The 22101-nt window shown below is 72.9% G+C and carries 21 protein-coding genes; 12 read left to right on the top strand and 9 right to left on the bottom strand.

The features are described 5' to 3' along the window. Nucleotides 1–372: 372 nt before the first annotated feature. Nucleotides 373–2412: a glycoside hydrolase family 6 protein gene (locus tag ACFYST_RS04820; RefSeq protein ID WP_387859864.1), complete on the bottom strand. Its 2040-nt coding sequence runs from the start codon at nt 2410–2412 to the stop codon at nt 373–375. Nucleotides 2413–2694: 282 nt separating this feature from the next. Between ACFYST_RS04820 and ACFYST_RS04815 the strand changes: the two genes are divergently transcribed. From ACFYST_RS04815 to ACFYST_RS04775, 9 genes are all read left to right on the top strand, one after another. Then, nucleotides 2695–3870, top strand: coding sequence for a winged helix DNA-binding domain-containing protein (locus tag ACFYST_RS04815; protein ID WP_387859862.1), 1176 nt, complete (start codon nt 2695–2697; stop codon nt 3868–3870). Between the two features lie 5 nt (nt 3871–3875). Then, nucleotides 3876–4172: a hypothetical protein gene (locus ACFYST_RS04810; RefSeq protein ID WP_387859860.1), complete on the top strand. Its 297-nt coding sequence runs from the start codon at nt 3876–3878 to the stop codon at nt 4170–4172. Nucleotides 4173–4289: 117 nt separating this feature from the next. After that, on the top strand, nt 4290–5348 hold the full coding sequence (locus ACFYST_RS04805) for an S-adenosylmethionine:tRNA ribosyltransferase-isomerase (protein WP_387859857.1): 1059 nt from the start codon (nt 4290–4292) through the stop codon (nt 5346–5348). Nucleotides 5349–5450: 102 nt separating this feature from the next. Then, the gene (locus ACFYST_RS04800) at nt 5451–6482 is read left to right on the top strand and encodes an aminotransferase class I/II-fold pyridoxal phosphate-dependent enzyme (protein ID WP_387859855.1); all 1032 of its coding nucleotides are present in this window, start codon (nt 5451–5453) and stop codon (nt 6480–6482) included. Nucleotides 6483–6615: 133 nt separating this feature from the next. Further along, complete coding sequence (gene egtA / locus ACFYST_RS04795; RefSeq protein ID WP_387634269.1) at nt 6616–7890, top strand: ergothioneine biosynthesis glutamate--cysteine ligase EgtA; 1275 nt, start codon at nt 6616–6618, stop codon at nt 7888–7890. Then, a complete protein-coding gene (egtB, locus tag ACFYST_RS04790; protein WP_387859854.1) occupies nt 7884–9212 on the top strand; it encodes an ergothioneine biosynthesis protein EgtB in 1329 nt (442 codons plus the stop codon). The genes egtA and egtB overlap by 7 nt, the downstream gene beginning before the upstream one ends. Next, the gene (egtC, locus tag ACFYST_RS04785) at nt 9212–10024 is read left to right on the top strand and encodes an ergothioneine biosynthesis protein EgtC (protein ID WP_387859851.1); all 813 of its coding nucleotides are present in this window, start codon (nt 9212–9214) and stop codon (nt 10022–10024) included. The genes egtB and egtC overlap by 1 nt, the downstream gene beginning before the upstream one ends. Continuing rightward, nucleotides 10021–11004, top strand: coding sequence for an L-histidine N(alpha)-methyltransferase (gene egtD / locus ACFYST_RS04780; protein ID WP_387634277.1), 984 nt, complete (start codon nt 10021–10023; stop codon nt 11002–11004). Before egtC ends, egtD begins: the two co-directional genes overlap by 4 nt. Before the next feature lie 79 nt (nt 11005–11083). Further along, nucleotides 11084–12271: an aminoglycoside phosphotransferase family protein gene (locus tag ACFYST_RS04775; protein ID WP_387859848.1), complete on the top strand. Its 1188-nt coding sequence runs from the start codon at nt 11084–11086 to the stop codon at nt 12269–12271. Nucleotides 12272–12354: 83 nt separating this feature from the next. On the opposite strand, the gene ACFYST_RS04770 is transcribed toward ACFYST_RS04775, so the two are convergent. The 6 genes from ACFYST_RS04770 to ACFYST_RS04745 form a co-directional block, all read right to left on the bottom strand. After that, a complete protein-coding gene (locus ACFYST_RS04770) occupies nt 12355–12894 on the bottom strand; it encodes a DUF3592 domain-containing protein (RefSeq protein WP_387859845.1) in 540 nt (179 codons plus the stop codon). A 103-nt stretch (nt 12895–12997) separates the two neighbouring features. Then, on the bottom strand, nt 12998–13420 hold the full coding sequence (locus ACFYST_RS04765) for a hypothetical protein (RefSeq protein WP_387859842.1): 423 nt from the start codon (nt 13418–13420) through the stop codon (nt 12998–13000). Between the two features lie 81 nt (nt 13421–13501). Then, nucleotides 13502–13984, bottom strand: coding sequence for a DUF3592 domain-containing protein (locus tag ACFYST_RS04760; RefSeq protein WP_387634289.1), 483 nt, complete (start codon nt 13982–13984; stop codon nt 13502–13504). Nucleotides 13985–14149: 165 nt separating this feature from the next. Continuing rightward, entirely contained in the window at nt 14150–14881 is a 732-nt protein-coding gene (locus ACFYST_RS04755; RefSeq protein WP_387859840.1) for an MIP family channel protein, read from the bottom strand. A 315-nt stretch (nt 14882–15196) separates the two neighbouring features. Next, the gene (locus ACFYST_RS04750; RefSeq protein ID WP_387859838.1) at nt 15197–15670 is read right to left on the bottom strand and encodes a DUF3592 domain-containing protein; all 474 of its coding nucleotides are present in this window, start codon (nt 15668–15670) and stop codon (nt 15197–15199) included. A gap of 101 nt (nt 15671–15771) precedes the next feature. Beyond that, a complete protein-coding gene (locus ACFYST_RS04745) occupies nt 15772–16401 on the bottom strand; it encodes a TetR/AcrR family transcriptional regulator (RefSeq protein WP_387860095.1) in 630 nt (209 codons plus the stop codon). 180 nt (nt 16402–16581) lie between these two features. Here ACFYST_RS04745 and ACFYST_RS04740 point away from each other — a divergent pair, with 180 nt between their 5' ends. The 3 genes from ACFYST_RS04740 (at nt 16582) to fabG (ending at nt 19891) form a co-directional block, all read left to right on the top strand. Beyond that, nucleotides 16582–17766: an acyl-CoA dehydrogenase family protein gene (locus ACFYST_RS04740; RefSeq protein WP_387859836.1), complete on the top strand. Its 1185-nt coding sequence runs from the start codon at nt 16582–16584 to the stop codon at nt 17764–17766. A gap of 141 nt (nt 17767–17907) precedes the next feature. Continuing rightward, entirely contained in the window at nt 17908–19095 is a 1188-nt protein-coding gene (locus ACFYST_RS04735; RefSeq protein WP_387860093.1) for a thiolase family protein, read from the top strand. 37 nt (nt 19096–19132) lie between these two features. After that, nucleotides 19133–19891 carry a 3-oxoacyl-ACP reductase FabG gene (fabG, locus tag ACFYST_RS04730; protein ID WP_387859833.1) on the top strand — a complete coding sequence of 253 codons (759 nt, stop codon included), beginning with the start codon at nt 19133–19135 and terminating at the stop codon, nt 19889–19891. Nucleotides 19892–19938: 47 nt separating this feature from the next. Here the strand turns inward: fabG and ACFYST_RS04725 are convergent, their stop codons facing one another. Next, nucleotides 19939–20235, bottom strand: a complete 297-nt coding sequence (locus ACFYST_RS04725; protein WP_387859831.1) for a muconolactone Delta-isomerase family protein — start codon at nt 20233–20235, stop codon at nt 19939–19941. A gap of 111 nt (nt 20236–20346) precedes the next feature. Beyond that, nucleotides 20347–21978: an ABC-F family ATP-binding cassette domain-containing protein gene (locus tag ACFYST_RS04720; protein WP_387859829.1), complete on the bottom strand. Its 1632-nt coding sequence runs from the start codon at nt 21976–21978 to the stop codon at nt 20347–20349. Nucleotides 21979–22101 lie beyond the last annotated feature (123 nt).

Raw genomic sequence — 22101 nt, 5'->3', positions numbered from 1 at the left:
ACCGATCCGGCCACGAGACCGCCGCCTGCCGACGGGACCTGCGGGTGAACGACGCCAGGGCTGCGCGGAGCGCGAGAGAGCGGCATCGTCCGACCAGGCGTAGCGATCACCGCTGACCGCAGGCCATCGACGGCGACCGATCCGGCCACGAGACCGCCGCCTGCCGGCAGGACCTGCGGGTGAACGGCGCCGGAGTTGCACGGGGCGCGGGAAAGCGGCGTCGTCCGACCAGGTATACGACACGCCGCAGGCCCGGCACACGATCACCGCTGGCCGCAGGGCATCGACGGCGGCCCAGCCCACCGTGCACCGGAACCGCCGCCCGCCCGCAGGGTTCGCGGGTGGGTGGCGGCGGGGTGGTGCGGGGCGGTGTCAGCTGGTGGCGGTGCAGGTGAGGGTGGGTGTGGCGTTGCTGCCGGAGTAGTTGGCGCCGAAGCCGAACGCGGTGCTGGCACCGGCTGCGACGGTGCCGTTGTAGGCGAGGTTGGTCACGGTGACGGCCGGGCCGGACTGGGCGAGCTGGCCGTTCCACAGGTTGGTGATCTGCTGGTTGCCGCCGAAGTTCCAGGTGACCTTCCAGGTCTTGATCGCCGCGTTGCCGGCGGTGACGGTGACGTCGGCGTTGAAGCCGGCGCCCCAGTCGTTGGTGACCTTGTAGCTGGCCGTGCAGCCGGCGCCGGTGCCGCCGCCGGAGGCCTGGGTGGTGGCGACGAGTGCCGCGGAGGCCGCGGAGACGTTGCCTGCGGCGTCGCGCGCCTTGACGGTGTACGAGTACGCGGTCGAGGCGGTCAGGCCGGTTTCGGTGTAGGAGGTGCCGGCGGTGGACCCGATCAGAACACCACCGCGATAAACGTCGTAGCCGGTGACGCCGACGTTGTCGGTGGCGGCGTTCCAGGTCAGCGAGACGCTGCCGGCGGTGGTGGTGGCGGCCAGGCCGGTGGGGGCGGTCGGCGGGGTGGTGTCGCCGGTGGACGGGCCGAGCGCGGGGTAGGCGTTCTTCAGCAGTTCCTGGAACTGCGCGGAGAACCAGTGGCCGGCCAGCGGGGCGCCCGGCAGCGCGCCCGACATGTTGTTGTTGTTGCGCGGGTTGCCGGTGTACGTGGGGTCGCACATCCGGTCGAAGCCCTTGCCCTCGTTGTTCGGGATCGCCGAGCTCGCGCCGTCCGACTCGCCGGGCGGCTTGACCCACACGTACGCGGCGATGCCGTCCTCGGGGGCGGCCTTGGGGCGTTCGCCGAGGCCCGCGCCGGACTGGTTGCACCAGTTGCCGGTCTGGAAGCGGCGGTCGATGCGGCCGCCGTCGACGTACGCGTCGACGCTGGTCGTCGGGCCCGGTCCGGCCGGTCGGCTGCTGCCGCCCCAGCCGTTGCGCGAGGTGTCGATCAGCATGCCGACGTTCGCGTTGAAGCCGGACGCGACCGCCTTGGTCCGGAACGCCTTGGCGTAGGTCGCCTCGTCGACGTAGTTGTTCCAGTCCACCCACTTCGACTGGCGCACCGAGGTGCCGTTCACCGAGTCGCCGACGGTGAAGTGGGGTTCGTGCAGCGCCGAGTAGTTGGCGGTGTTGGTGATGAAGCCCTGGACGTTGTTGACGGTCGAGCCGGACGCGGTGGCGGCCTGCTTGATGACGTCGATGGCGGGTTGCAGGTTGGAGTCCCAGCCGAGCCAGCCGTGGTGGCCGGCGTCCACGTAGTTGTAGACGTTCGGGATGGCGCCGAGCTTGGCGAGCGCGTAGCCGACGCCGTTCACGTAGTTGCCGTTGGCCTTCATGGTGTCGCAGGCGGGGGTGGCGGTGGCGGTGCCGCCGGCGTTGGTGACCAGGTTGGGGAGCGAGTCGATCTCGACGGTGGTGACGATCCGCAGGTTCGCGTAGGCCGGGTCGGCCAGGATGGCGGCGATCGGGTCGATGAACTCGCTCTTGTAGCGCGGCAGTTCGGTGGGGCCGAGTTCGCCGTTCGAGGCCAGGGCGGAGCAGTCGCGGCCCGGCAGGTCGTAGATGACGACCTGGAACACGTACGGCTTGCCCGCGGCCTGCTGCACGGCGGCGTTCAGGTGGTCGCGCAGGCCCATCACACCGTTGCCGCCGGTGATGGCCGCGATGCGGTCCATCCAGACGGCGGTGGGCTGGGTGGAGATGGCGGAGCCGCCCGGTTCGGCGGCGGCGTGGGCGGACCACTCGGGGTTCAGATACACCCCGGCGCCGACGAACGGGTTGTCCACGCGGGCGGTCGCCGCGGCGTGGGCGGCGGGGGTCGCGGCGGCGATCGGCAGTGCGGTCGCGGCGCTGAGCACCGCGGCCGCTGCCGCCGTCCGAAGACGGCACGTCAGGTTGGCCGACACAGTCACGGGAGTCCTTTCGGGTGGGGGACGGACTCGGCGTGAGACACCCCCAATTAGTGGGAGCGCTCCCATACTTGGCCCGGACGGGATCGAACTCGGCCCGGGAACAACCGATATGAAGCCATGGCCTCCTGGTGTCGTCAAGGAGTTGCACAGAAACCATGGGAGCGCTCCCGCAGCGATGGCCGGACCCCCGTGAAGGGACGCGCACTTCACCACCTCGCCGCCCCACCGGCCCCACCCCGGGAGCAGGCCGGTCCACCCCGCACGAAACTTTCACGGCACGCGTTGCGGAGGTGAGGTCGCCGCGCACCGTGGCAGGCTGAGGACGACCCGGAGTCCGAGGAGGAACGCGTGCCCGCCCGACCGCAGTTCGACGACGACCAGCGCCGCGCCCGGCTGGCCCGGCGGCACCACCTCGCCCCGGACGCCCGGGCGGACCGGGCCGAGCAGGTGGTGGACGACCTGGTCGCCGTGCACGCCACCGATCCCGCCACGGTGTTCCTCGCCGTCGCGGCCCGGCTCGCCACGCCCGGCATCGCCGACACCGAACGGGCCCTCTACCGGGACGGCACCGTGCTGCGCCAACACGGCATGCGCAGCACGCTGTTCGCGATCCCCGCCGCGCTCGCCCCGACCGTGTACACCTCCACCACCGCGAAGCTGGTGGCCCGCGAACGCGCCCGCCTGCTCAAGGACTTCGCCGCCTCCGGCCGCGACGCCGACTGGACGGCCGGCGTGGAGGCCGCCGTCCACTCCACCCTCGCCGAAACCGACCTGACGGGTAGTCAAATCGGCGAGCTGGTGCCGCAGTTGCGGGAGAAGATCGAGTACGGTGCGGGCACCTCGTACCACGCCGAGCAGTCGGTCGGGATGCGCCTGCTGCGGCTGCTCGGCATGGAGGGCAGCATGGTTCGTCGCCGCCCGGTGGGCAGTTGGACCAGCAGCCAGCACCGCTGGGCGCCGGGCCCGCCGGCCCCGGCCGCGCCGTCGGCGGCCGAACGGGCGGAGGCGCAGCGCGAGTTGGCGCGGCGCTGGCTGGAGCGGTACGGCCCGGCGACGGAGGACGATCTGGTGTGGTGGACGGGCTGGGGTGTCCGCGAGGTGCGGGCGGCGCTGGCCGGCTGCGCGGCCGTCGAGGTGGAACTCGCGGGCGGCGCGACCGGGTTCGTGCTTCCCGGCGATCTCGACCCGGTCGCGGAGCCGGGCCCGTGGGCGGCGTTGCTGCCGGCCCTGGATCCGACCGCGATGAACGGGAAGCACCGCGACTGGTACCTGCTTTCCGGCCACCGTCCGCAGCTGGTCGACCGCTCGGGCAACATCGGCCCGACGGTGTGGTGGAACGGCCGGGTGGTCGGCGGCTGGGCCCAACGGCCGGACGGCGAGGTGGTGTTCGAGCTCCTGGAGGATGCCGGCCGGGAGGCGGGCGCCGCCATCGCGGCGCGGGCCACCGAACTGCGCGCGGTGCTCGGCGACGCCCGGGTCACGCCGCGTTTCCGCACCCCGCTGGAGCGCCGCCTCACCTCCTGAGGCGTGTGGTCCTCACGGGCTCGCTGAACAACCTCTCCCTGCGGCTGGCGGACGTTCAACGCCACGACGAGGCGCTGGCCGCCGCACGGGAAGCGGTGGATTTCCTCCGTCGGCTCGCTGCCGACGCGCCCGCCCGCCAGGAGGCCGAGGCGCTCTACCGCTCTCTCGTCGCCGCCCGGCCCTCGCTGATCCCGGAGCTCAACGCCGTGCTGGGCGTGCGAGCGAAGGCGCTCGACGTGATGGGACGCCGACAGGAGGCCGCGGAGGCGCGCCGCCGGAAGGTGCCGGACTCGTCCCGCTGAGCATGCGGGTGGTCCGAACGGCAGGCACGAGGTGCGGCTGCCACACCGCTCGGGTCCACTCGTCGATATCGGCGAACCACCGGTCGCCGGCCATGCGAACCGAGAGGATGGCGGACGATGCGGACCGAGGAATTCGAATTCGACCACAACGCGAAGGACATGCCGACCGACCCCGTCGAACTGCGCGGCCGGAGCCGCGAGAACGGAAAGATGGTGGTGCTCGACCGGTCCGGAGGAACGATCGAGCACACCGAATTCCCCTCCATTCTCGATCACCTCCAGGTCGGCGATCTGCTGGTGCTGAACGACAGCTACATGCTGTCGAACACGCTGGCATTCCGGCACGACGGCAAGGCAGTGGACGTCATCGTGTACGGCCACGAGCCGGACGGCGCGAACATCGTGAGGATCGACGCCCGGAAGAAACTCGAACCCGGCCTCACTCTGACATCCGTGGACGACCCCGAACTGAAATGTATTCTGGTCGGGCCGCAGCCCGACCGGCTCTGGAAAGTGACATTCGAACCCGCCGGGCGACTGGTGCCCGCGCTCGATCGGCACGGGCGGCGCAGCGACGAGACCGTCCCGCTCGATCCGGCGAACTGGCAGTCGGCGCGCGGGGCGTACCGCTCGGTCTACGCCAGGACGCCGGGTTCGCTGGAGATCCCGTCGGCGGGCCTGCATTTCTCGCGGGAGCTGCTGGAGCGCATTTCCGACAAGGGGGTCGAGATCGCCTACATCACGCTGCATGTGGGCGCGACCGAGATCCTCGCGGTGCGGCATATCAGTGCGGACGAGGTCGAGGACCACAAGGTGCGGTCCGAGTATTTCGAGGTCGGGAAGAAGGCGGCCGAGCAGATCGGTCGGGCGATGGCCGAGGGGCGGCGGATTGTCGCGGTCGGCACGACGGTGATGCGAACGCTCGAATCGCTGAAGACCGGGGACGGGGCCGGAGTCGAGCCGCAGAAGGGGTGGACGGATCTCTACATCTATCCGGGGTTCCAGTTCCGGATCGTGAATGCGCTGGTGACCAATCTGCACCGGCCGCGTTCCAGTCACATTGTGCTCACGGCGGCGTTCGGCGGAAAGGATCTCGTGATGCGGTCCTATGCGGAGATCCTCGAGAAGGGCGGGTACGAGTTCGACATGTTCGGTGATTGCATGCTCATTCTCTAGCTGCGGGGAGTGGTCGTGGGCGGTGCGTTTTCGCGGGACGGAACGGGGAGTGCGAAGTGGGCGCGGGCGGGCGCGGGGCGGATCGCGATGGGGGTCGCGGACATGGATCTGCCGGGGCCGCCGGCGGTGGGGGCGGCGTTGCGGGTGCGGGCGGGGCATCCGGCGTTCGGGTATCCGGTGGCGGAGGAGGCGGACCGGGTCCTGGTGGCGCGCTGGTACCGGAGGCGGCACGGGGTGGAGGTGCCGCCGGAGTGGGTGATGCTGCTGCCGTTCGGGCCGGGTACGGCGGTGCGGTTGCTGCTGGAGGCGGCGCGTCCGCTGTCCGGTCCGGCGGTGTGTGTGACGCCGGAGTGGAACGGGTTGGCGCGGGCGTGCCGGGCGGCGGGGGTGCCGGCGCGGGAGGTGCCGCTGGTCCATGCCCCGGACCAACGGGAAAACGCTTTCCGGTTGCCACTCGGGGGGATCGCCGCCGCCCGCCCCGGCATGGTGCTGCTGAGCAGTCCGAACAATCCGACGGGCCTGCTCTGGCCGGCCGGCGACATCCTGGCGCTGGCCCGGACGGCGGCGCCGGGGCTGCTGGTGTCGGACGAGGTGCACGGGGATCTACGACATCCGGACGCGGGTGTGCCGCACCCGGTGGCGGTGGCGGTGACGGACGGCGCGCCGAACGTGGTGACGCTGAACTCGGTCGGCAAGACCTTCAACACGTCGGGGGTGCCGAGCTGTCTCGCGCTGGTGCCGGATCCGGCGCTCCGGGCGCGGCTGGCGGAGGTGATGGCGGGGTTCGGCCTGTGGGAGGGCGGCCTGCTGGGCGCGCTGGTACAGCGGGCGGCCCTCGCGGAGGGTGAGGAGTGGCTGGCGGGGCTGCTGACACGGTTGGTGACGGCCCGGGAGTCGGCGACGGCGGCGCTGGGCGGCGCGGTACTGGCCCGTCCACAGGCGTCGTTCCTGCTCTGGCTGGACGGATCGGGCCTCGGAACCAGGGAAGAGCTGCTCACACAGCGTCATGTCGAACTGGCGAGCGGGTTTGACTTCGGTCCGGCCGGTTCAGGCTGCCTGCGGCTGAATTTCGCCCTGCCGCCGGACCGGCTCCGCACCGCTCTCACCCGCTTGACCTGCGCGACTACGAGCTGACGGGCGTCGAGGTTTGCCCCGGGGCAGACTGAGCAGGAACAACCGGGCCCTAGTCACGTACCGAGGGATGGTGAGTCCGGTGACAGTTGTACGCCCACCACAGGCCGATCTACCGGCCGATTCGACACAGAGCGTGACCCCGCCGACGGAGTTGACCGAGGCGTCGGCCGAACGACACCTGGGCGCCATCTGCTTCAAGATCGGGCCGCCGGCGCTGGTCGGGGTGGAGGCGGAGTGGTTCGTCCATGACGGCCGATGTCCGACCGCCCCGGTGGATCCCGCCCGGGTGGCGGCCGCGCTGGCGGTGCTGCCCGGTTCGGCCGACGGCCCGGTGTTCCCGGCCGGCTCCCGGCTGACGTACGAACCCGGCGGGCAGGTCGAGCTCAGCTCCCCGCCCGCCGCCGACCCGGCCGCCTGCGCGGCGGGTCTGAGCACCGACCAGACGGTACTGCGGGCGGCACTCGCCGCCGAGGGCCTGCGGCTGACGGGCACCGGCACCGATCCGCTGGACCGCGAGCGCCGGATGCTGGCCACCCACCCGCGATACCGGGCGATGGAACGCCACTTCGCCCGCGGCGGCCCGTGGGGCCGGATCATGATGACGGGCACCGCCTCCGTGCAGGTCTGCGTGGACGCGGGCACCGAGGCGACGCACCTCGACCGCTGGCGCCTGGCGCATCAACTGGGGCCCGTGCTGGTCGGCGCGTTCGCCAACTCCCCGCTGCTGGAAGGCCGCCCGACGGGCTGGAAGTCGACCCGGCAGCTGGTCTGGTCGCGAATGGACCCCTCCCGCACGCTGGCCCCGCCCCCGCTGGCCGACCCGCGCGAGGCGTGGACCCGTTACGTGCTGGACGCCGCGGTGCTGTGCGTGCGACGCCCGGAGGGCCTGCCGTGGGACGCGCCGGCGGGGCTGACGTTCCGCGACTGGCTGCGCGGCGGCGGCGAACGCGGCGCCGTGCTGGCCGACCTGGACTACCACCGCACCACCCTGTTCCCGCCGGTCCGCCCGCGCGGCCACCTGGAACTGCGGATGATCGACGCCCAGCCCGGCGAGGGCTGGCGGGTGCCGCTGGCACTGGTGTCCGCGCTGATGGACGACCCGCAGGCCGCCGACGAGGCCCGGTCCGCGCTGGAACGTCTCGGCCACGCGGGCTCACGCGCGCCCCGTTCGGGCCTGTGGCGGCGCGCCGCCGCGCTCGGCATGGCCGACGCCGAACTGCGCCGGGCCGCCCTGGCCTGCTTCTCCGCCGCCGAGCGGGCGCTCGCCCGCCGCGACGGCCAACTCCGGCCCGCACTGCTGGAGTTCGCCGAACGCTATCCGGCCCGGGGCCGCTGCCCCGCCGACGACCAGTTGGCCGCGCTGCGCACCGGCGCCGCGCCCGCGCTGCAGGAGGACACCCCGTGCTGAACGCCGACCGCACCGACCCCGCCGTGCTGCGCGAGCTGATCGCCACCGAACTGCTGGCCGCCCGGGAACGCACCGGGCTGCTCACCGGCGCCGTCGAGGACGCCGAACTCGTAGCCCAGCACTCGCCGTTGATGTCGCCGCTGGTGTGGGACCTGGCGCACATCGGCAACCAGGAGGAGCTGTGGCTGCTGCGCAACGTCGGCGGCCGCGATCCGATGCACCCGGAGATCGACCCGCTGTACGACGCGTTCGAGCACCCGCGCGCCGAGCGCCCCAGCCTGCCCCTGCTGCCGCCCGACCAGGCCCGCGCGTACGCGTACGAGGTGCGCGGCCGGGTGCTGGACCTGCTGGCCGCCTCGCCGCTGGAGGGTGCGCCGCTGCTGGACGCCGGGTTCGCGTTCGGGATGATCGCGCAGCACGAGCAGCAGCACGACGAGACGATGCTGATCACCCACCAGCTGCGCAAGGGCCCGGCGGTGCTGGACGCCCCGCCGCCGCCCGCCGCCGAGGACACCCTGGCGCCCGAAGTGCTCGTCCCGGCAGGCCCGTTCACCATGGGCACCGACACCGAGCCGTGGGCGCTCGACAACGAACGCCCGGCGCACCTGGTGGACCTGCCGGCGTTCTGGCTGGACACCGCGCCGGTCACCAACGCCGCCTACCAGGCGTTCATCGCCGACGGCGGCTACCGCGACCCGCGCTGGTGGACGCCGGCCGGCTGGGAGCACCGGATGGCCGCCGACCTGACGGCTCCGCTGTTCTGGACCCAGCGGGACGGGCAGTGGCTGCGCCGCCGCTTCGGGCACGTCGAGCCGGTTCCGCCGAACGAGCCGGTGCTGCACGTCAGTTGGTACGAGGCCGACGCGTACGCCCGGTGGGCGGGGCGGCGGCTGCCGACCGAGGCGGAGTGGGAGAAGGCGGCCCGGCACGACCCGGTGACCGGCCGCTCCCGGCGCTTCCCGTGGGGCGACGACCCGCCCGGCCCGGAGCACGCCAACCTCGGCCAGCGCCACCTGCGCCCGGCCCCGGCCGGCGCCTACCCGCAGGGCGAATCGCCGTACGGGGCACGGCAGTTGATCGGTGACGTGTGGGAGTGGACGGCCAGCGATTTCACCGCCTACCCGGGCTTCCGGGCGTGGCCGTACCGGGAGTACTCGGAGGTGTTCTTCGGGCCCGAGTACAAGGTGCTGCGCGGCGGCTCGTTCGCGGTCGCGCCGGTCGCCTGCCGGGGCACCTTCCGCAACTGGGACTACCCGATCCGGCGGCAGATCTTCTCCGGCTTCCGCACCGCCCGCGACGCCGAGGGCCGGGGTGAGGCCTGATGTGCCGTCACTTCACTTACCTGGGACGGCCGGTGGCGCTGCGCACGGTGCTGCTGGATCCGCCGTTCGGCCTGCTGCGGCAGTCCTGGTCGCCCCGGTTGCAGCGCTTCGGCAACGTCAACGTGGACGGCTACGGGGTGGGCTGGTACGCCGAGGGCGACGAGCGGCCGGCCCGCTACCGGCGGGAGGGGCCGATCTGGGCGGACGGCGATCTCGCGGACCTGGCCCGGGTGGTGCGCTCGCACGCGATACTCGGCGCCGTCCGCTCGGCGACCCCGGGCTGCGCGCCGGGCCCGCAGGCGGCGGCCCCGTTCGCCGCCGGGCGCTGGCTGTTCAGCCACAACGGTGCACTGCCGGGCTGGCCGGGCGCGTTCGAGCCGCTGGCCGAACTGCTGCCCACCGCCGAGCTGTTGGATCTGGAGGCGCGCACCGATTCGGCGCTGCTGTGGGCGGTGGTGCTGAACCGGCTGCGCGCGGGCGTCGAGTTGGGCAAGGCGCTCGCCGAAGTGTGCCTGGCCGCGTCCGAGTTGGCCGATGCCAGGATCAACCTGCTGGCCACCGACGGCAGTTCGCTGGCCGCGACCGCCTGGGGCGACACGCTGTTCCAGCGCCGGGACGCGGACGGCTCGCTGCTGGTGGCCTCCGAGCCGTTCGACGACGGGCCGGGCTGGTCCGAAGTCCCCGACCGTTCCCTGCTGGTGGCCGACGCGGCCGGCAGCGCGCTCATCCCGCTGGTGGCCCACCCGGCCGGCAGCGCGCTCACCCCGCCGGCCCCGACCGGGCCGCGAAGCCGAGAGGACGCAACGCTGTGACCGGATACCGGCTGACCCGGCTGCTGCCCGCCGACCACCTGCACCACGCGCTGCGCGCGGACGTCCGCGCCGGCCTGGCCGGGAAACCGAAACGGCTGCCGCCGAAGTGGTTCTACGACGCCCGTGGCTCCGAGCTGTTCGAGGAGATCACCCGGCTGCCCGAGTACTACCCGACCCGGGCGGAGCGGGAGATCCTGACGGCGCGGGCCGGGGAGATCGCGGCCGCGACCGGGGCCCGCACCCTGGTCGAGCTCGGCTCGGGCTCCTCGGAGAAGACCCGGCTGCTGCTGGACGCGCTGCGCGCGCACGGCACGCTGGAGCGGTACGTGCCGGTCGACGTCAGCGAGAGTGCGCTGGAGTCGGCGGCGAAGTCGCTGATCGCCGATTACCCGGGGCTCGAAGTCTCGGCGGTGCTCTCGGACTTCACCACCGGCCTCGGCCTGCCGGAGGAGGGCGGCGGCCCCCGGCTGGTGGTGTTCCTCGGCGGCACGCTGGGCAACCTGGTGCCGGCCGAGCGGGCCGGGTTCCTGTCCGGCCTGCGGGCCCAACTGCTGCCGGGCGACGCCCTGTTGCTGGGAACGGACCTGGTGAAGGACCCGGCGGTGCTGGTCGCCGCGTACGACGACGCGGCGGGCGTGACGGCCGAGTTCAACCGGAACCTGCTGACGGTGCTGAACCGCGAGCTGGACGCGGACTTCGACCCGGCGCAGTTCGCGCACGTCGCGCTCTGGGACGCCGAGCAGGAGTGGATCGAGATGCGGCTGCGCTCGCTGCGGTCGCAGAGCGTGAAGATCACGGAACTGGGTCTCGCGGTGCACTTCGAGGAGGGCGAGGAGCTGCACACCGAGGTGTCGGCGAAGTTCCGGCGCGAGCGGGTGGAGCGTGAACTGTTCGCCGCCGGACTGCGGTTGAGCGACTGGTGGACGGACTCCGAGGAGCGCTTCGGGCTGTCGCTGTCACGGCCGATGACGGACGCGTAGGGGCCTGCCGCGGCCACCGGGCCCGCCCGCCGGCGGTAATTCGCTGGCGGGCGGGCCATCACGCCCGGACAATGCCCGGGTGCAGAACACTGAACAGCGGACGGCGACCGTCCTGATCGCATGGCAGGGTGAACTCCTCGGCGCGGTGGGGCCTTTCACGGCTTCCTCGCCCTACTGGGCGCAGATCGGCGAGGTGGTGCAGGCGGCGTCGGAGGCGGCCGGGGTCCCGGTGGCGCTGCTGCGGATGCTCTCCGTGAACGGCGGCGAGACCGGCAGCAGCGGCGACGTGGTGTACCTGGCACAGGCCCTGGAGCGTCCGTCCCGGCCGCTGGCGGCCGCCCCCGCCGAAGACCTCGACGAGCAGCCGCTGCGGCTGCCGTGGGCGTCGGCGGACGGCCTGGCCGCCGAATGGGCCTGGGCGGACGGCGAGTTGGCGGCCCTCGGCCGGCCTCGGACCGGCCCCGTGGAGCAGCTGCGCAGCTGGAACCTGTCGGCGCTGTCGCGCTTCCCGACCGGCACGGGCGCGGCCTGGCTGAAGAGCACCCCGCCGTTCGCGGTGGCCGAGGCCGAGGTGATCGCCCGGGTCGCGAAGGCGGATCCGGAGCTGGTGCCGCGGGTGCTGGCGGCGGACGGCCGCCGGATGCTGATGGACGACGTGCCGGGCGTGGACTGCTGGGGGCTGCCGGAGGACGGCATGCTGAGCGTGGTCGACCGGTGGGCGTCCGTGCAGGCGGCCGTCGCGGAGGACGGGCCGGGCGGCTTGACGGACCGTTCACCTGCGGCGCTGGCCGCGCTGTTCCCCGCCCTGCTGGAGCGGCTGCGCCCCGAACTCACCGCCGAGGAGTACGACCGGGCGCTCGCGCTGGGCGACCGGCTGCCCGCTCTGGTCGACGAACTCGCGGACTGCGGGCTCCCGTTGACGCTGGTGCACGGCGACTGCCACCCGGGCAACTGGCGCTGGGACGGCCGGCGCGCAGTGGTGCTCGACTTCTCCGACGCGGTGTGGAGCCACCCGGCCCTCGACGGCCTGCGCCCGGCCCCGTTCCTCTCCCCCGAACGCGGCGCCACCGTCCGCGACCGCTGGGCCGCCGCCTGGCAGTCCCTCGTCCCGGACAGCGACCCGCTGCGCGCCCTGAAGCCGGCCGCCCCGCTGATGCACCTCCACTTCGCGGTGCGCTACCAGGAGTTCCTGGACGGCATCGAGCCCAGCGAGCGCCCGTACCACACCGGCGACCCGGTGGCCTCGCTGCGCCGCGCCCTGCGGTAGCCGCGTCCCCGCCGCGCCGGGAGCCGTACGGCCCGGCGCGGCGGGAGCCCGTACGGCCCGGCGCGGCGGGCGCGGGCGGATCGCTACGGCCAGTTGCTGCCCGGGGTGGGGGTGGGCAGGTCGGTCGGCATCTGCGAGGCGAAGACGGACATGCCGATCGCGGCGACGGCGAATACCAGGCCGGCCACGGCGAAGAACGAGCCGATCGCGAGAACGACGACGTGTCCGGGGTGGCGGCCGGAGCCGGGGGCGTCGGCGGGGATGGCCTCCTGGGGGTGAGCGGGGAGGTACCGGACGGTGACGCGGTCACCGACGATCCGGGGGATGCCGGTGGTGTCCCTGAGGCGGATGTCCCGGCCGTCGGCGGTGCGGAAGCCGAGGATGACGTAGCGGCTGGTGCGGATGGTGACCGAGTCCGCGACGCGGTCCTGCGTCAGGTAGGCGTCCAGCACCTCGGCCTCGGCGACGAGTCCCTCGGTGCGGACGCGGTCACGGCGGCGGAAGCGCCGCAGGGCGAAGACGACGCCGCTGGCGCCGAGGCCCGAGATCAGCAGGCCGACCAGGGCCATCAGGCCCGTGATCAGTCCGAAGACCGTGGTGAAAGTGTCTACTGCATCGTTCATTGGTCCCCCCGGCAGTGGTGCAAGTGCGCCGAACAATAGGGGTCGGCCGGCGCACCCGGCAAGAGGTGTTCTCCCGGTCCCGGGACCGGGAGATCGGGCCAGGTCAGAGCCAGGCTTCCGGGTCGGTGGGCCCGGTCGGCGGGTCGGCGCGGATCGCGCGGACGCCGACCACGGTGACGAGGAGGCCGACCCCGGCGAAGAGGACCGGGAGAACGAGCGTGGACCAGGAGAGTTGTTCGGGAAGCAGCGCGTGGCCCGGGCGGACCAGAGCGGTGACGGTGTCACCGGGCATCAGGTGGTCGGGGGCGGTGCGGATGTCGTCGACCGGAACGGGCTCCGGTATGCCGAGGATGATCTCGAAGGCATTGGTGCCGCCCGGCTTGTAGTGGGCACTCAGGACCGTCGCTTGGACCCGCGGTGCGCCGGCGAAGTCGCAGCGGGCCTGAATGTTCGACCAGCCGAGGAAGACTCCGACAAGGAGGAGGAGCGGGCCGACCAGGACGCCGATCTTCTTGCTGCGACCCATGGTGACGTCCCCCCTCGGTGCGGCTCCCGCACACGAGTTGATCATGGCAGGTGGGACGCGCGCGGGGAAGGGCCGGGCAGGTCAGGGCGACCAGACGCCGGGGGTGGGCGGGTCGGACGGCATGTGGGCGAGGGTGATGACCAGTCCGATGATGCCGCCCACGGTCAGCAGGATGCTCATCACGATGCCGAAGGTGTCCTGCACGGCGCTGCGGTCGACGGCCACGGCCCGGTCCGGGCGCTCCGGCAGGTAGCGGACCGCGACCCGGTCGCCGACGGCGCGCCGATGGCCGTCCCTCTCGTCCACCCGGACCTCGCTGCCGTCCGGCGTGCGGAACCCGAGGATGGTGTGGCGCGTGGTGGTGGTGCTGCGGTTTTCGCCCACGCCGCCGGCGCTTTCGGAGGTGAAGACCACCAGGACGACCGCTTCGGCGAGCAGGCCCTCGGCCAGGGTGCGCCGCGCGCGATCGGCCTGCCAGGCGGTGCCGATGCCCGCCGCGACCCCCGTCGCCACGACGAAGAGGGAGAACACGATTCCCGCGACAGTCGGCCCGTAGTCCGTCATTCCGATTCCCCCCATCGGTCGCGGCGGTCCGCGTGAAGGAACGGTGCTCCCCGTCCCGACAAGCGTCAACTCACCTGCCGATAACGGTTTGTGACGCCCGATCGACAGAGCGGCGGCCGGGACCGTGGTGTCGGTCCCGGCCGCCGCTCGGCCGTTGTGCGGGAACTACACCCGCGCGTCGGTGGCCAGGGCTTCCGCCACCGGGAGGTTCGGCTGCGGGTGGGTCAGCAGGTGGACGCCCGCCGCCAGTGCGCCACCGACCAGCGGGGCGAGCAGGAACAGCCACAACTGGGAGAGCGCGTCGCCGCCCGCGAACAGCGCCGGGCCGAGGCTGCGCGCCGGGTTGACCGAGGTGCCGGTGAGCGGGATGCCGACCAGGTGGACGACCGCCAGGGCGATGCCGATCGGCAGGCCGTCGAAGCCGACGGCGGCCAGTCGGTGGGTGACCGACAGCACGACGTACACCAGCAGGAAGGTGAGGACGATCTCGGTGAGGAACGCGCCGCCGGCGTTGATGTGCACCTGGGAGCGCTCGCCCCAGCCGTTGGTGCCGAGCTTGCCGTGCGTCTCCAGCCCCGGCACCTGCTTGGCCAGCAGCAGGACGAGCGCCGCGCCGGCGATGCCGCCGAGCACCTGCGCGATCCAGTACGACACCGCGGTGCGCCCGTCGATCCGGCGGGCCAGCAGGAAGCCGAGCGTCACCGCCGGGTTCACGTGGCAGCCGGATATCGGTCCGAGCGCGTACGCCAGGGCGAGCAGCACGAAGCCGAAGGCGAGCGCGATGCCGACCGTTCCGATCGCGTCCCCCGCGAGCACCGCCGCGCCCACCGCCAGCAGAACCAGCAGCAGCGTCCCGAGGAACTCGCCGATCACCGCCCGCCTGTCCGTTCCACCCATGCGCCTGGTCCTCCTGACCGTCAGGGCAGGCGGATTGGGGCCGCCCACGTCCGGCCGACGCTGGTCGACCGTTCGGGCGAGCGCATGTCGGCCGGACGGCGCAGCGCCGTTTTCACGGCGCGTCCGCCTGCCGAATTGCTCCGAACGGATGAAACCGTACGGAAACGGAGAGCTCAATGCAAAACGGAAGTAAAACGGACAGACGCGGACAGGACAGGCGGTCAGCAGCTGTCGGGACGTCAAACCGTCGGCCCGGGCCGCCCCCGGACGGCATGCGCGGCACGTTCCACGGGTGCAGGGCCGGTGCCGGGCGGGTCAGTGCCGCCACTGCGGGATGACGATGGGCGGGCGGGGCGGCAGGTGGCCGAGGGTGATGATCACTCCGACGAGCCCGCCGAGGATCAGAAGGGCGCCGACCGCCACGCAGATGGTGTCCTCGAGGGTGCCGTGGTCGACGGTCACGGCCCGGTCCGGGCGCTCGGGAAGGTAACGGACCCCGACCCGGTCGCCGACGGCACGTCGGAGACCGTTCTGCTCGTCGATCCGGTACTCGCGGCCGTCGGGGGTGCGGAACGCGAGAATGCTGTGGCGGGTGACACTGGTGCTGGTGCCGACGGAGCGGCGCTCCTTGTAGATCACCAGCACGAACGCCTCGGCGGGCACGCCGAAGGCCAGGGTGTGCTTGACGCGCTCGGCGTCGCGGGCGCAGATGACGCCGATCACGACTCCCGCGGCCACGATGACCAGCGAGATCACCAAGCCGGCGACAGTCGGTCCGTAGCCCGTCATCCCGATCCCCCATCGGTCGCGGCCGTTCCCGCCCGAAGGTACGGTGCGCCCCTCCCCTGCCGACGTCAACACACCTGCTGATACCGATTTCCGGCGGACCGTCAGACGATCTGCCGGTAGCGAAGTTCGAGCCCGTCGAGCAGTGCTTCGAGGCCGGTTTCGAAGGCGCCTTCGTCGATGGTGCGCCGGTGTTCGGCGAGGCGGTGGGCGTCGGCGAGGTGGGGGTACTCGGCGGTGTAGAGGGCGGCGTCCTCGGGGAAGCCGGCGGCGAACGAGCCGAGGGCCGAGCCGGTGATGAAGTAGCGCATCAGGGCGCCGATCCGGGTGGCCTGGCCGCGGGGCCAGCCGGCGTCGACCAGGCAGCCGAAGACGGCGTCGGCGAGGCGCAGCGCGTTGGGGCGGCGGCCGGGGCCCTGGGCGAGGACGGGGACGAGGTGGGGGTGGGCGGCCAGGGCGGCGCGGTAGGAGCGGGCCCAGTCGCGCAGGGCGGTGCGCCAGTCGGGCGGCGCGTCGAACATGGTGAGGTCGACCTCGCCGATGACACTGTCGACCACGGCGTCGAGGAGTTCGTCCTTGGTGGCGAAGTGGTTGTAGAGGGACGGTCCGCTGACGGAGAGTTCGGCGGCCAGGCGGCGGGTGGAGAGGGCGGGCAGTCCCTCGGTGTCGACCAGGGTGAGTGCGGCGGCGACGATCCGGTCCCGGCTGAGCAGGGGGGTGCGCGGGCGGGCGATCGTGGCCTCCTCGGGTCGCGGGCCGTCGGGGCCTGTCCGGCTCCGGAACCGCCCCATTGTCGCAGGCGCCCCCTTCCGTGCGGGGCGGGGGCGGGCTACAGTCACCGTAAAACTTGCACCGCTAGTTTATTCGGGGCGCCGGAGTGTCGCCGTCGGAATGTCGAGTCGAGGGGTCGCCGCGTGGACCTGGAGCTGACCGAGGAGCAGGCCGCCGTCCGGGAGTTGGCGGCGGGGTTCACCGACCGGGAGATCGTGCCGTTCGCCGCCGGGTGGGACCGGGCGGAGTCGATCGATCCGGGGATCGTCAAGAAGCTCGGTGAGCTGGGGTTCCTGGGTCTCACCGTGCCCGAGGAGTACGGCGGCAGCGGCGGTGATCATCTGGCGTACTGCCTGGTGCTGGAGGAGCTGGGGCGCGGCGACTCCTCGGTGCGCGGGGTGGTGTCGGTCTCGCTGGGGCTGGTCGGCAAGTCGATCAACGCGTTCGGCACCGAGGAGCAGAAGCGGCAGTGGCTGCCCCGGCTGTGTTCGGGCGAGGCGCTGGCGTGTTTCGCGCTGACGGAGCCCGGTACCGGTTCGGACGCGGCGAACCTGACGACGCGGGCGGTGCGGGACGCTGGGGGCACCACCCGCTTGAGCGCAGCGAAAAGTGGGGGAGATTGGCTGATCTCCGGCGCGAAGATGTTCATCACCAACGGGACGTGGGCCGAGGTGGCCCTGGTGTTCGCCCGTACGGGTGAGCCCGGCCACCGGGGGGTGAGCGCTTTCCTGGTGCCGACGGACTCCCCCGGGTTCACCCGCACGCTGATCCACGGCAAGCTGGGGCTGCGCGGCCAGGCCACCGCCGAGTTGCACCTCGATGCCGTCCGGGTGCCCGACAGCGCACGGCTGGGCGAGGAGGGCAAGGGCTTCACGGTGGCGATGGCGGCGCTCGCCAAGGGCCGGATGTCGGTGGCGGCGGGCTGCGTCGGCATCGCGCAGGCGTCGCTGGACGCGGCGGTGCGCTACGCCGGCGAGCGCGAGCAGTTCGGAAAGTCCATCGCGCACCACCAGTTGGTGCAGGAGCTGCTGGCCGACATCGCGGTGGACGTGGCCGCGGCCCGGATGCTGACCTGGCGGGTCGCCGACCTGATCGACCGCCGGCTTCCCTTCGCCACGGAGTCCTCGGTCGCCAAGCTGTTCGCCAGCGAGGCGGCGGTGCGCTGCGCGAACAACGCGCTGCAGGTGTTCGGCGGGTACGGCTTCACAGACGAGTACCCGGTCGGCAAGTATCTGCGCGACGCCCGCGTGATGACGCTGTACGAGGGCACCAGCCAGATCCACAAGCTGCTCATCGGGCGTTCCCTGACCGGGGTCAACGCCTTCTGACTCCCACCGGGGTCAGCGCCTTCTGACTCCCACCGGGGTCAGCGCCTTCTGACTCCCACCGGGGTCAGCGCCTTCTGACGCCGGCCGCCCACCGGGCGGGACCGGCCCATCGGTAACCACGTGGAACAGGAGCTCGACGAAGTGCTTCCGGTCTTCATCGCCGCCGCCCGCCGCACCCCGATCGGTCGGCTGCGCGGCGCGCTGTCCAGCGTCCGGCCCGACGACCTGTCGGCGGCCGTGCTGCGCGGGCTGCTCGCCCAGGTGCCGGGGCTCGACCCGGCGCGGATCGACGACGTGTACTGGGGCGCCGCCAACCAGGCCGGCGAGGACAACCGCAACCTGGCCCGGATGGCGGTGCTGCTGGCGGGGCTGCCCGATTCGGTGCCGGGCGCGACCGTCAACCGGCTGTGCGCGTCCGGGATGGAGGCCGTCACCATGGCGGCCCGGGCGATCGGCTCCGGCGAGGCGGACGTGGTGGTGGCGGGCGGCTGCGAGTCGATGAGCCGCGCCCCGTTCGTACTGCCCCGCCCGGACGAGGCGCTGCCGCACCGGATGGAGACCTTCGACACCCGGCTCGGCTGGCGGCTCACCAACCCCCGGATGCGTGAGCTGCACGGCGTGCTGTCGATGGGCGAGACCGCCGAGGAGGTCGCGGGGCGTTACGGCATCAGCCGCGAGGCGCAGGACGCGTTCGCCCTGCGCAGCCACCAACTGGCCGCGCGGGCACGGGAGTCGGGCCACTTCGACGCCGAGCTGCTGGCCGTCGAACGCCCGGACGGGGTGCGGGTGGAGCGCGACGAGTCGATCCGGCCCGACACGACGGCGGAGAAGCTGGCCGCGCTGAAGCCGGTGTTCCGGGCCGGCGGCAGCGTCACCGCGGGCAACGCCTCGCCGATGAACGACGGCGCGGCGGCCCTGCTGCTGGTGAGCGAACGAGCGCTGGCGGAGCTGGAGTTGGAGCCGCTGGGCCGGTACGTGGCGGGCGCGTCGATGGGCGTGCACCCGGACGTGATGGGCATCGGGCCGGTTCCGGCGACCCGGCGGGTGCTGGAGCGCGGCGGCTGGAAGCTGCAGGACGTGGAGACCGCCGAGTTCAACGAGGCGTTCGCGGCCCAAGCGCTGGCGTCCGTCGGCGAGTTGGGCATCGACCCGGAGCTGGTGAACCCGTCCGGCGGGGCGATCGCGCTCGGCCACCCGCTGGGCTGTTCGGGTGCCCGGATCCTCACCACCCTGCTGCACCGGATGCGCCGCACCGGCGCCCGGCGCGGCCTGGCGACGATGTGCGTGGGCGTCGGCCAGGGCTCCGCGGTGCTGGTCGAGCGGGACTGACTCTCTTTATCTGGCGATGCATCGGAAAGGTGTGGCTGTGGGCAAGTTCGACGGCAAGGTGGCGGTGGTGACCGGCGCCGCGCAGGGCATCGGGGCGGCGACGGCGCGGAAGCTGGCCGAGGAGGGCGCGGCGGTGGCCGTGGTCGACCTGACGGCGGAGCGCGCCGAAGCCACCGTGAAGGAGATCCTCGCGGCGGGTGGCACGGCGCGCGGGTTCGGCTGCGACGTGGCCGACTACGAGGCGGTGGAGGCGGTGTTCGCCGCCGTGGTCGAGGAGTTGGGAGCGGTTCACATCCTGGTGAACAACGCCGGGATCACCCGCGACAACCTGTTCTTCAAGATGCCGAAGAGCGACTGGGACGCGGTGCTGACGGTCAACCTGACCAGCGCCTACAACTGTTCGCACGTCGCGCAGCGGTACTTCGTGAAGCAGAAGTACGGCAAGATCGTGTCGCTGAGTTCGCGTTCGGCGCTCGGCAACCGCGGTCAGGCGAACTACGCGGCGGCGAAGGCCGGCATCCAGGGGCTGACGGCGACGCTGGCGATCGAGTTGGGCCCGTTCAACGTGAATGTGAACGCGGTGGCGCCCGGGTACATCGCGACGTCGATGACGGCGGCGACGGCGGAGCGGGTCGGGGCGACGCCGGAGGAGCACCAGGCGGAGGTCGCGCAGCGCACCCCGCTGCGGCGGGTGGGTCTGCCGGAGGAGGTCGCTTCGGTGGTGGCGTTCCTGGCGAGCGAGGACGCGTCGTACGTGAGCGGGCAGACGCTGTACGTCAACGGCGGCGCGCGGTAGTACGGCCGGGGCGGGGCCGCTGCTTCCGGCAGTGGCCCCGTCTCTCGCTAACGACTTCCGGTATCCGGGTCGTTGGGGTGCGGCTCCAGCGGGGTGACGACGGCCGTCATCCACGGCCACATCGGCAGCGTGCCGAGTACGTCCGTGCGCAGCCGGGCCTCGTCCTCGGCGCGCCAGATGCCGACGCTGCGCTTCTCGCCGACCGGCCGCCACAACCTGAACAGCCGCCCGGTGGCGGCGAGTTCACCGGCGCGCTCGTGTTCGGCGGCGCGGCGCCGGTCGACCTCCTCGGCGGGGACGTCCGGGGGTACGGCGGTGGTGATCTCGACCAGGAACTCCTGCACGGTCCTGCTCCGTCTCTCCGGTCTCCCGGGTGCCGGCGGCGCGGGGGTGGCGCCGTTCGGCGTCCATCGTCGGCCCGGGGGCCGGTCGTCGCGGCGACCGACACCCGGCCGTCAGCGGTTCATGCCGAGAGCGAGTTCGCGGCCCTGCCAGCGGCGGCGCAGCCAGCGGTCGTGGCCGGCCACCACGATCGCGCCCGGGCCCTTGCCGCCCATGGCCTCCTCCAGTTCGTCGCAGAGGAGTGGTGAGAGGTGGTTGGTGGGTTCGTCGAGCAGCAGCAGGTACGGCGGGCGGGCCACCAGGAGGGCGAGGGCGAGGCGGCGGCGCTGGCCGACGGACAGGGCGCCGACGGGGCGGTCGAGGTCGGCGGCGGCCAGCAGGCCGAGCGAGGAGAGCGGGACGCGTTCGGCGTGGTCGGGGCCGACGGTCAGCTCGTAGGTGTCGGCGGCGGTGCGCTCGGGGCGGGCGAAGGTGGTGTCCTGGGTGAGCAGGCCCACGGTCAGCCCGGGGCGCCGGTGCACCTCGCCGGTGGCGTCGAGGCGGCCGGCCAGGACGGCGAGCAGGGTGGACTTGCCCGTACCGTTGGGGCCGGTGATCAGCAGGCGTTCGTCCGTGGCGATCTCCAGTTCGTCCAGGGTGAGCCTTCCCGGGATGTGGATCCGGTGCAGCGTCACCAGCGGATCGGGGTTCTCCTCCTCCGGGCCGGTGGTGAGGTTCTGCGGGGCGAAGCGCAGGGGGGCGGGCGGTTCGGCGACCTGGCGGCGTTCCAGGTCGGCGAGTCGGCCGGCGGCGTCGCGAACCCGGCGGGAGATCTGTTGCTGCACCCGGCCCGCGCGGTGGCCGTAGCCCATTTTCTCGTTGTCGGTGGGGCCGCGGTCCGGGGCGAGGCGGTGCGAGGTGACTCCCGCGGAGCGTCGCAGTTCCGCCAACTCCCGTTGCTCGGCGGCGTACTGGCGCTCCCAGCGATGCCGGCCGGCTCGCTTGGAGCCCAGATAGGCGCGGTAGCCGCCGCCGAAGCGGACCGGGCCGTCGGTGGCCGGGTCGAGATCGATCAGGTCGGTGCAGACGGCGTCGAGGAACGCCCGGTCGTGGCTGGCGACGACCACCGTGCCGGGCAGAGCACGGAGTTGGTCCTCCAGGAAGGCGGCGGCGTCGTCGTCGAGGTGGTTGGTGGGCTCGTCGAGCAGGACGGCCGACGGGCGGCGGACCAGCAGGGCGGCCAGGGCGAGGCGGCCGCGCTGCCCGCCGGAGAGCGAGCCGAGGGTGCGCCGGTGTGCGACGGCGGCGAGGCCGAGGCCGTCGAGCAGCAGGGCGGCGCGGCGGTCGGCGTCCCAGGCCTCGCGATGCTGAGTCTGTTCCAGCCGGGTGCCGTAGGCGGCCAGCAGGGCGGGCTGGCGCGGGTCGCCGTCGGGGAGTTCGGCGAGTTCGCTGCCGAGACGGTCGAGTTCGGCGAGGTCGGTGCGGGCCTCGCGCAGCGCGTCGTCCAGGACGGCGGCGACGGTGGTGGCGGCGTCGAACGGCATTTCCTGGTGCAGGAATCCGAGGTCGGCGGGGCGGGTGACGCTCCCGGCGTCGGGTTCGTCCGCGCCGGCCAGCACCCTCAGCAGGGTGGACTTGCCGCAGCCGTTCTCCCCGATCAGGCCGAAGCGGCGGCCGGGGGCGGCGGTCAGGGACAGTCCGTCGAGGATCCGGCGGCCGCCGAGGATGCGGACCAAGTCGTGTGCGATCAGGGCAGGTTGGGGCATGGGGGAACTCCGGTTCGGTCTGTGGCGGCCCGTCCGGATGCGAGTCTCCGGCCGACGGGCGGACGGGCGCGCAGAGCAAGTCACGGACGAGCAGCGAAGGTTGAAGGCGGCACCGGTGCGCAC

Source organism: Kitasatospora sp. NPDC004614, assembly GCF_042873675.1.
Classification (GTDB): Bacteria; Actinomycetota; Actinomycetes; order Streptomycetales; family Streptomycetaceae; genus Kitasatospora.
The sequence above is the reverse complement of the archived record's forward strand: the minus strand, read 5'-3'. Positions and strand labels throughout refer to the sequence as shown.

What these genes read in the sequence shown, in the direction of transcription:
- ACFYST_RS04755 (WP_387859840.1), bottom strand. Translation starts at nt 14,881, where the DNA reads ATGGGTGGAACGGACAGGCGGGCGGTGATCGGCGAGTTCCTCGGGACG.
- ACFYST_RS04760 (WP_387634289.1), bottom strand. Translation starts at nt 13,984, where the DNA reads ATGACGGACTACGGGCCGACTGTCGCGGGAATCGTGTTCTCCCTCTTC.
- ACFYST_RS04820 (WP_387859864.1), bottom strand. Translation starts at nt 2,412, where the DNA reads ATGGGAGCGCTCCCACTAATTGGGGGTGTCTCACGCCGAGTCCGTCCC.
- ACFYST_RS04720 (WP_387859829.1), bottom strand. Translation starts at nt 21,978, where the DNA reads ATGCCCCAACCTGCCCTGATCGCACACGACTTGGTCCGCATCCTCGGC.
- ACFYST_RS04770 (WP_387859845.1), bottom strand. Translation starts at nt 12,894, where the DNA reads ATGAACGATGCAGTAGACACTTTCACCACGGTCTTCGGACTGATCACG.
- egtC (WP_387859851.1), top strand. Translation starts at nt 9,212, where the DNA reads ATGTGCCGTCACTTCACTTACCTGGGACGGCCGGTGGCGCTGCGCACG.
- ACFYST_RS04765 (WP_387859842.1), bottom strand. Translation starts at nt 13,420, where the DNA reads ATGGGTCGCAGCAAGAAGATCGGCGTCCTGGTCGGCCCGCTCCTCCTC.
- ACFYST_RS04805 (WP_387859857.1), top strand. Translation starts at nt 4,290, where the DNA reads ATGCGGACCGAGGAATTCGAATTCGACCACAACGCGAAGGACATGCCG.
- ACFYST_RS04750 (WP_387859838.1), bottom strand. Translation starts at nt 15,670, where the DNA reads ATGACGGGCTACGGACCGACTGTCGCCGGCTTGGTGATCTCGCTGGTC.
- ACFYST_RS04800 (WP_387859855.1), top strand. Translation starts at nt 5,451, where the DNA reads ATGGATCTGCCGGGGCCGCCGGCGGTGGGGGCGGCGTTGCGGGTGCGG.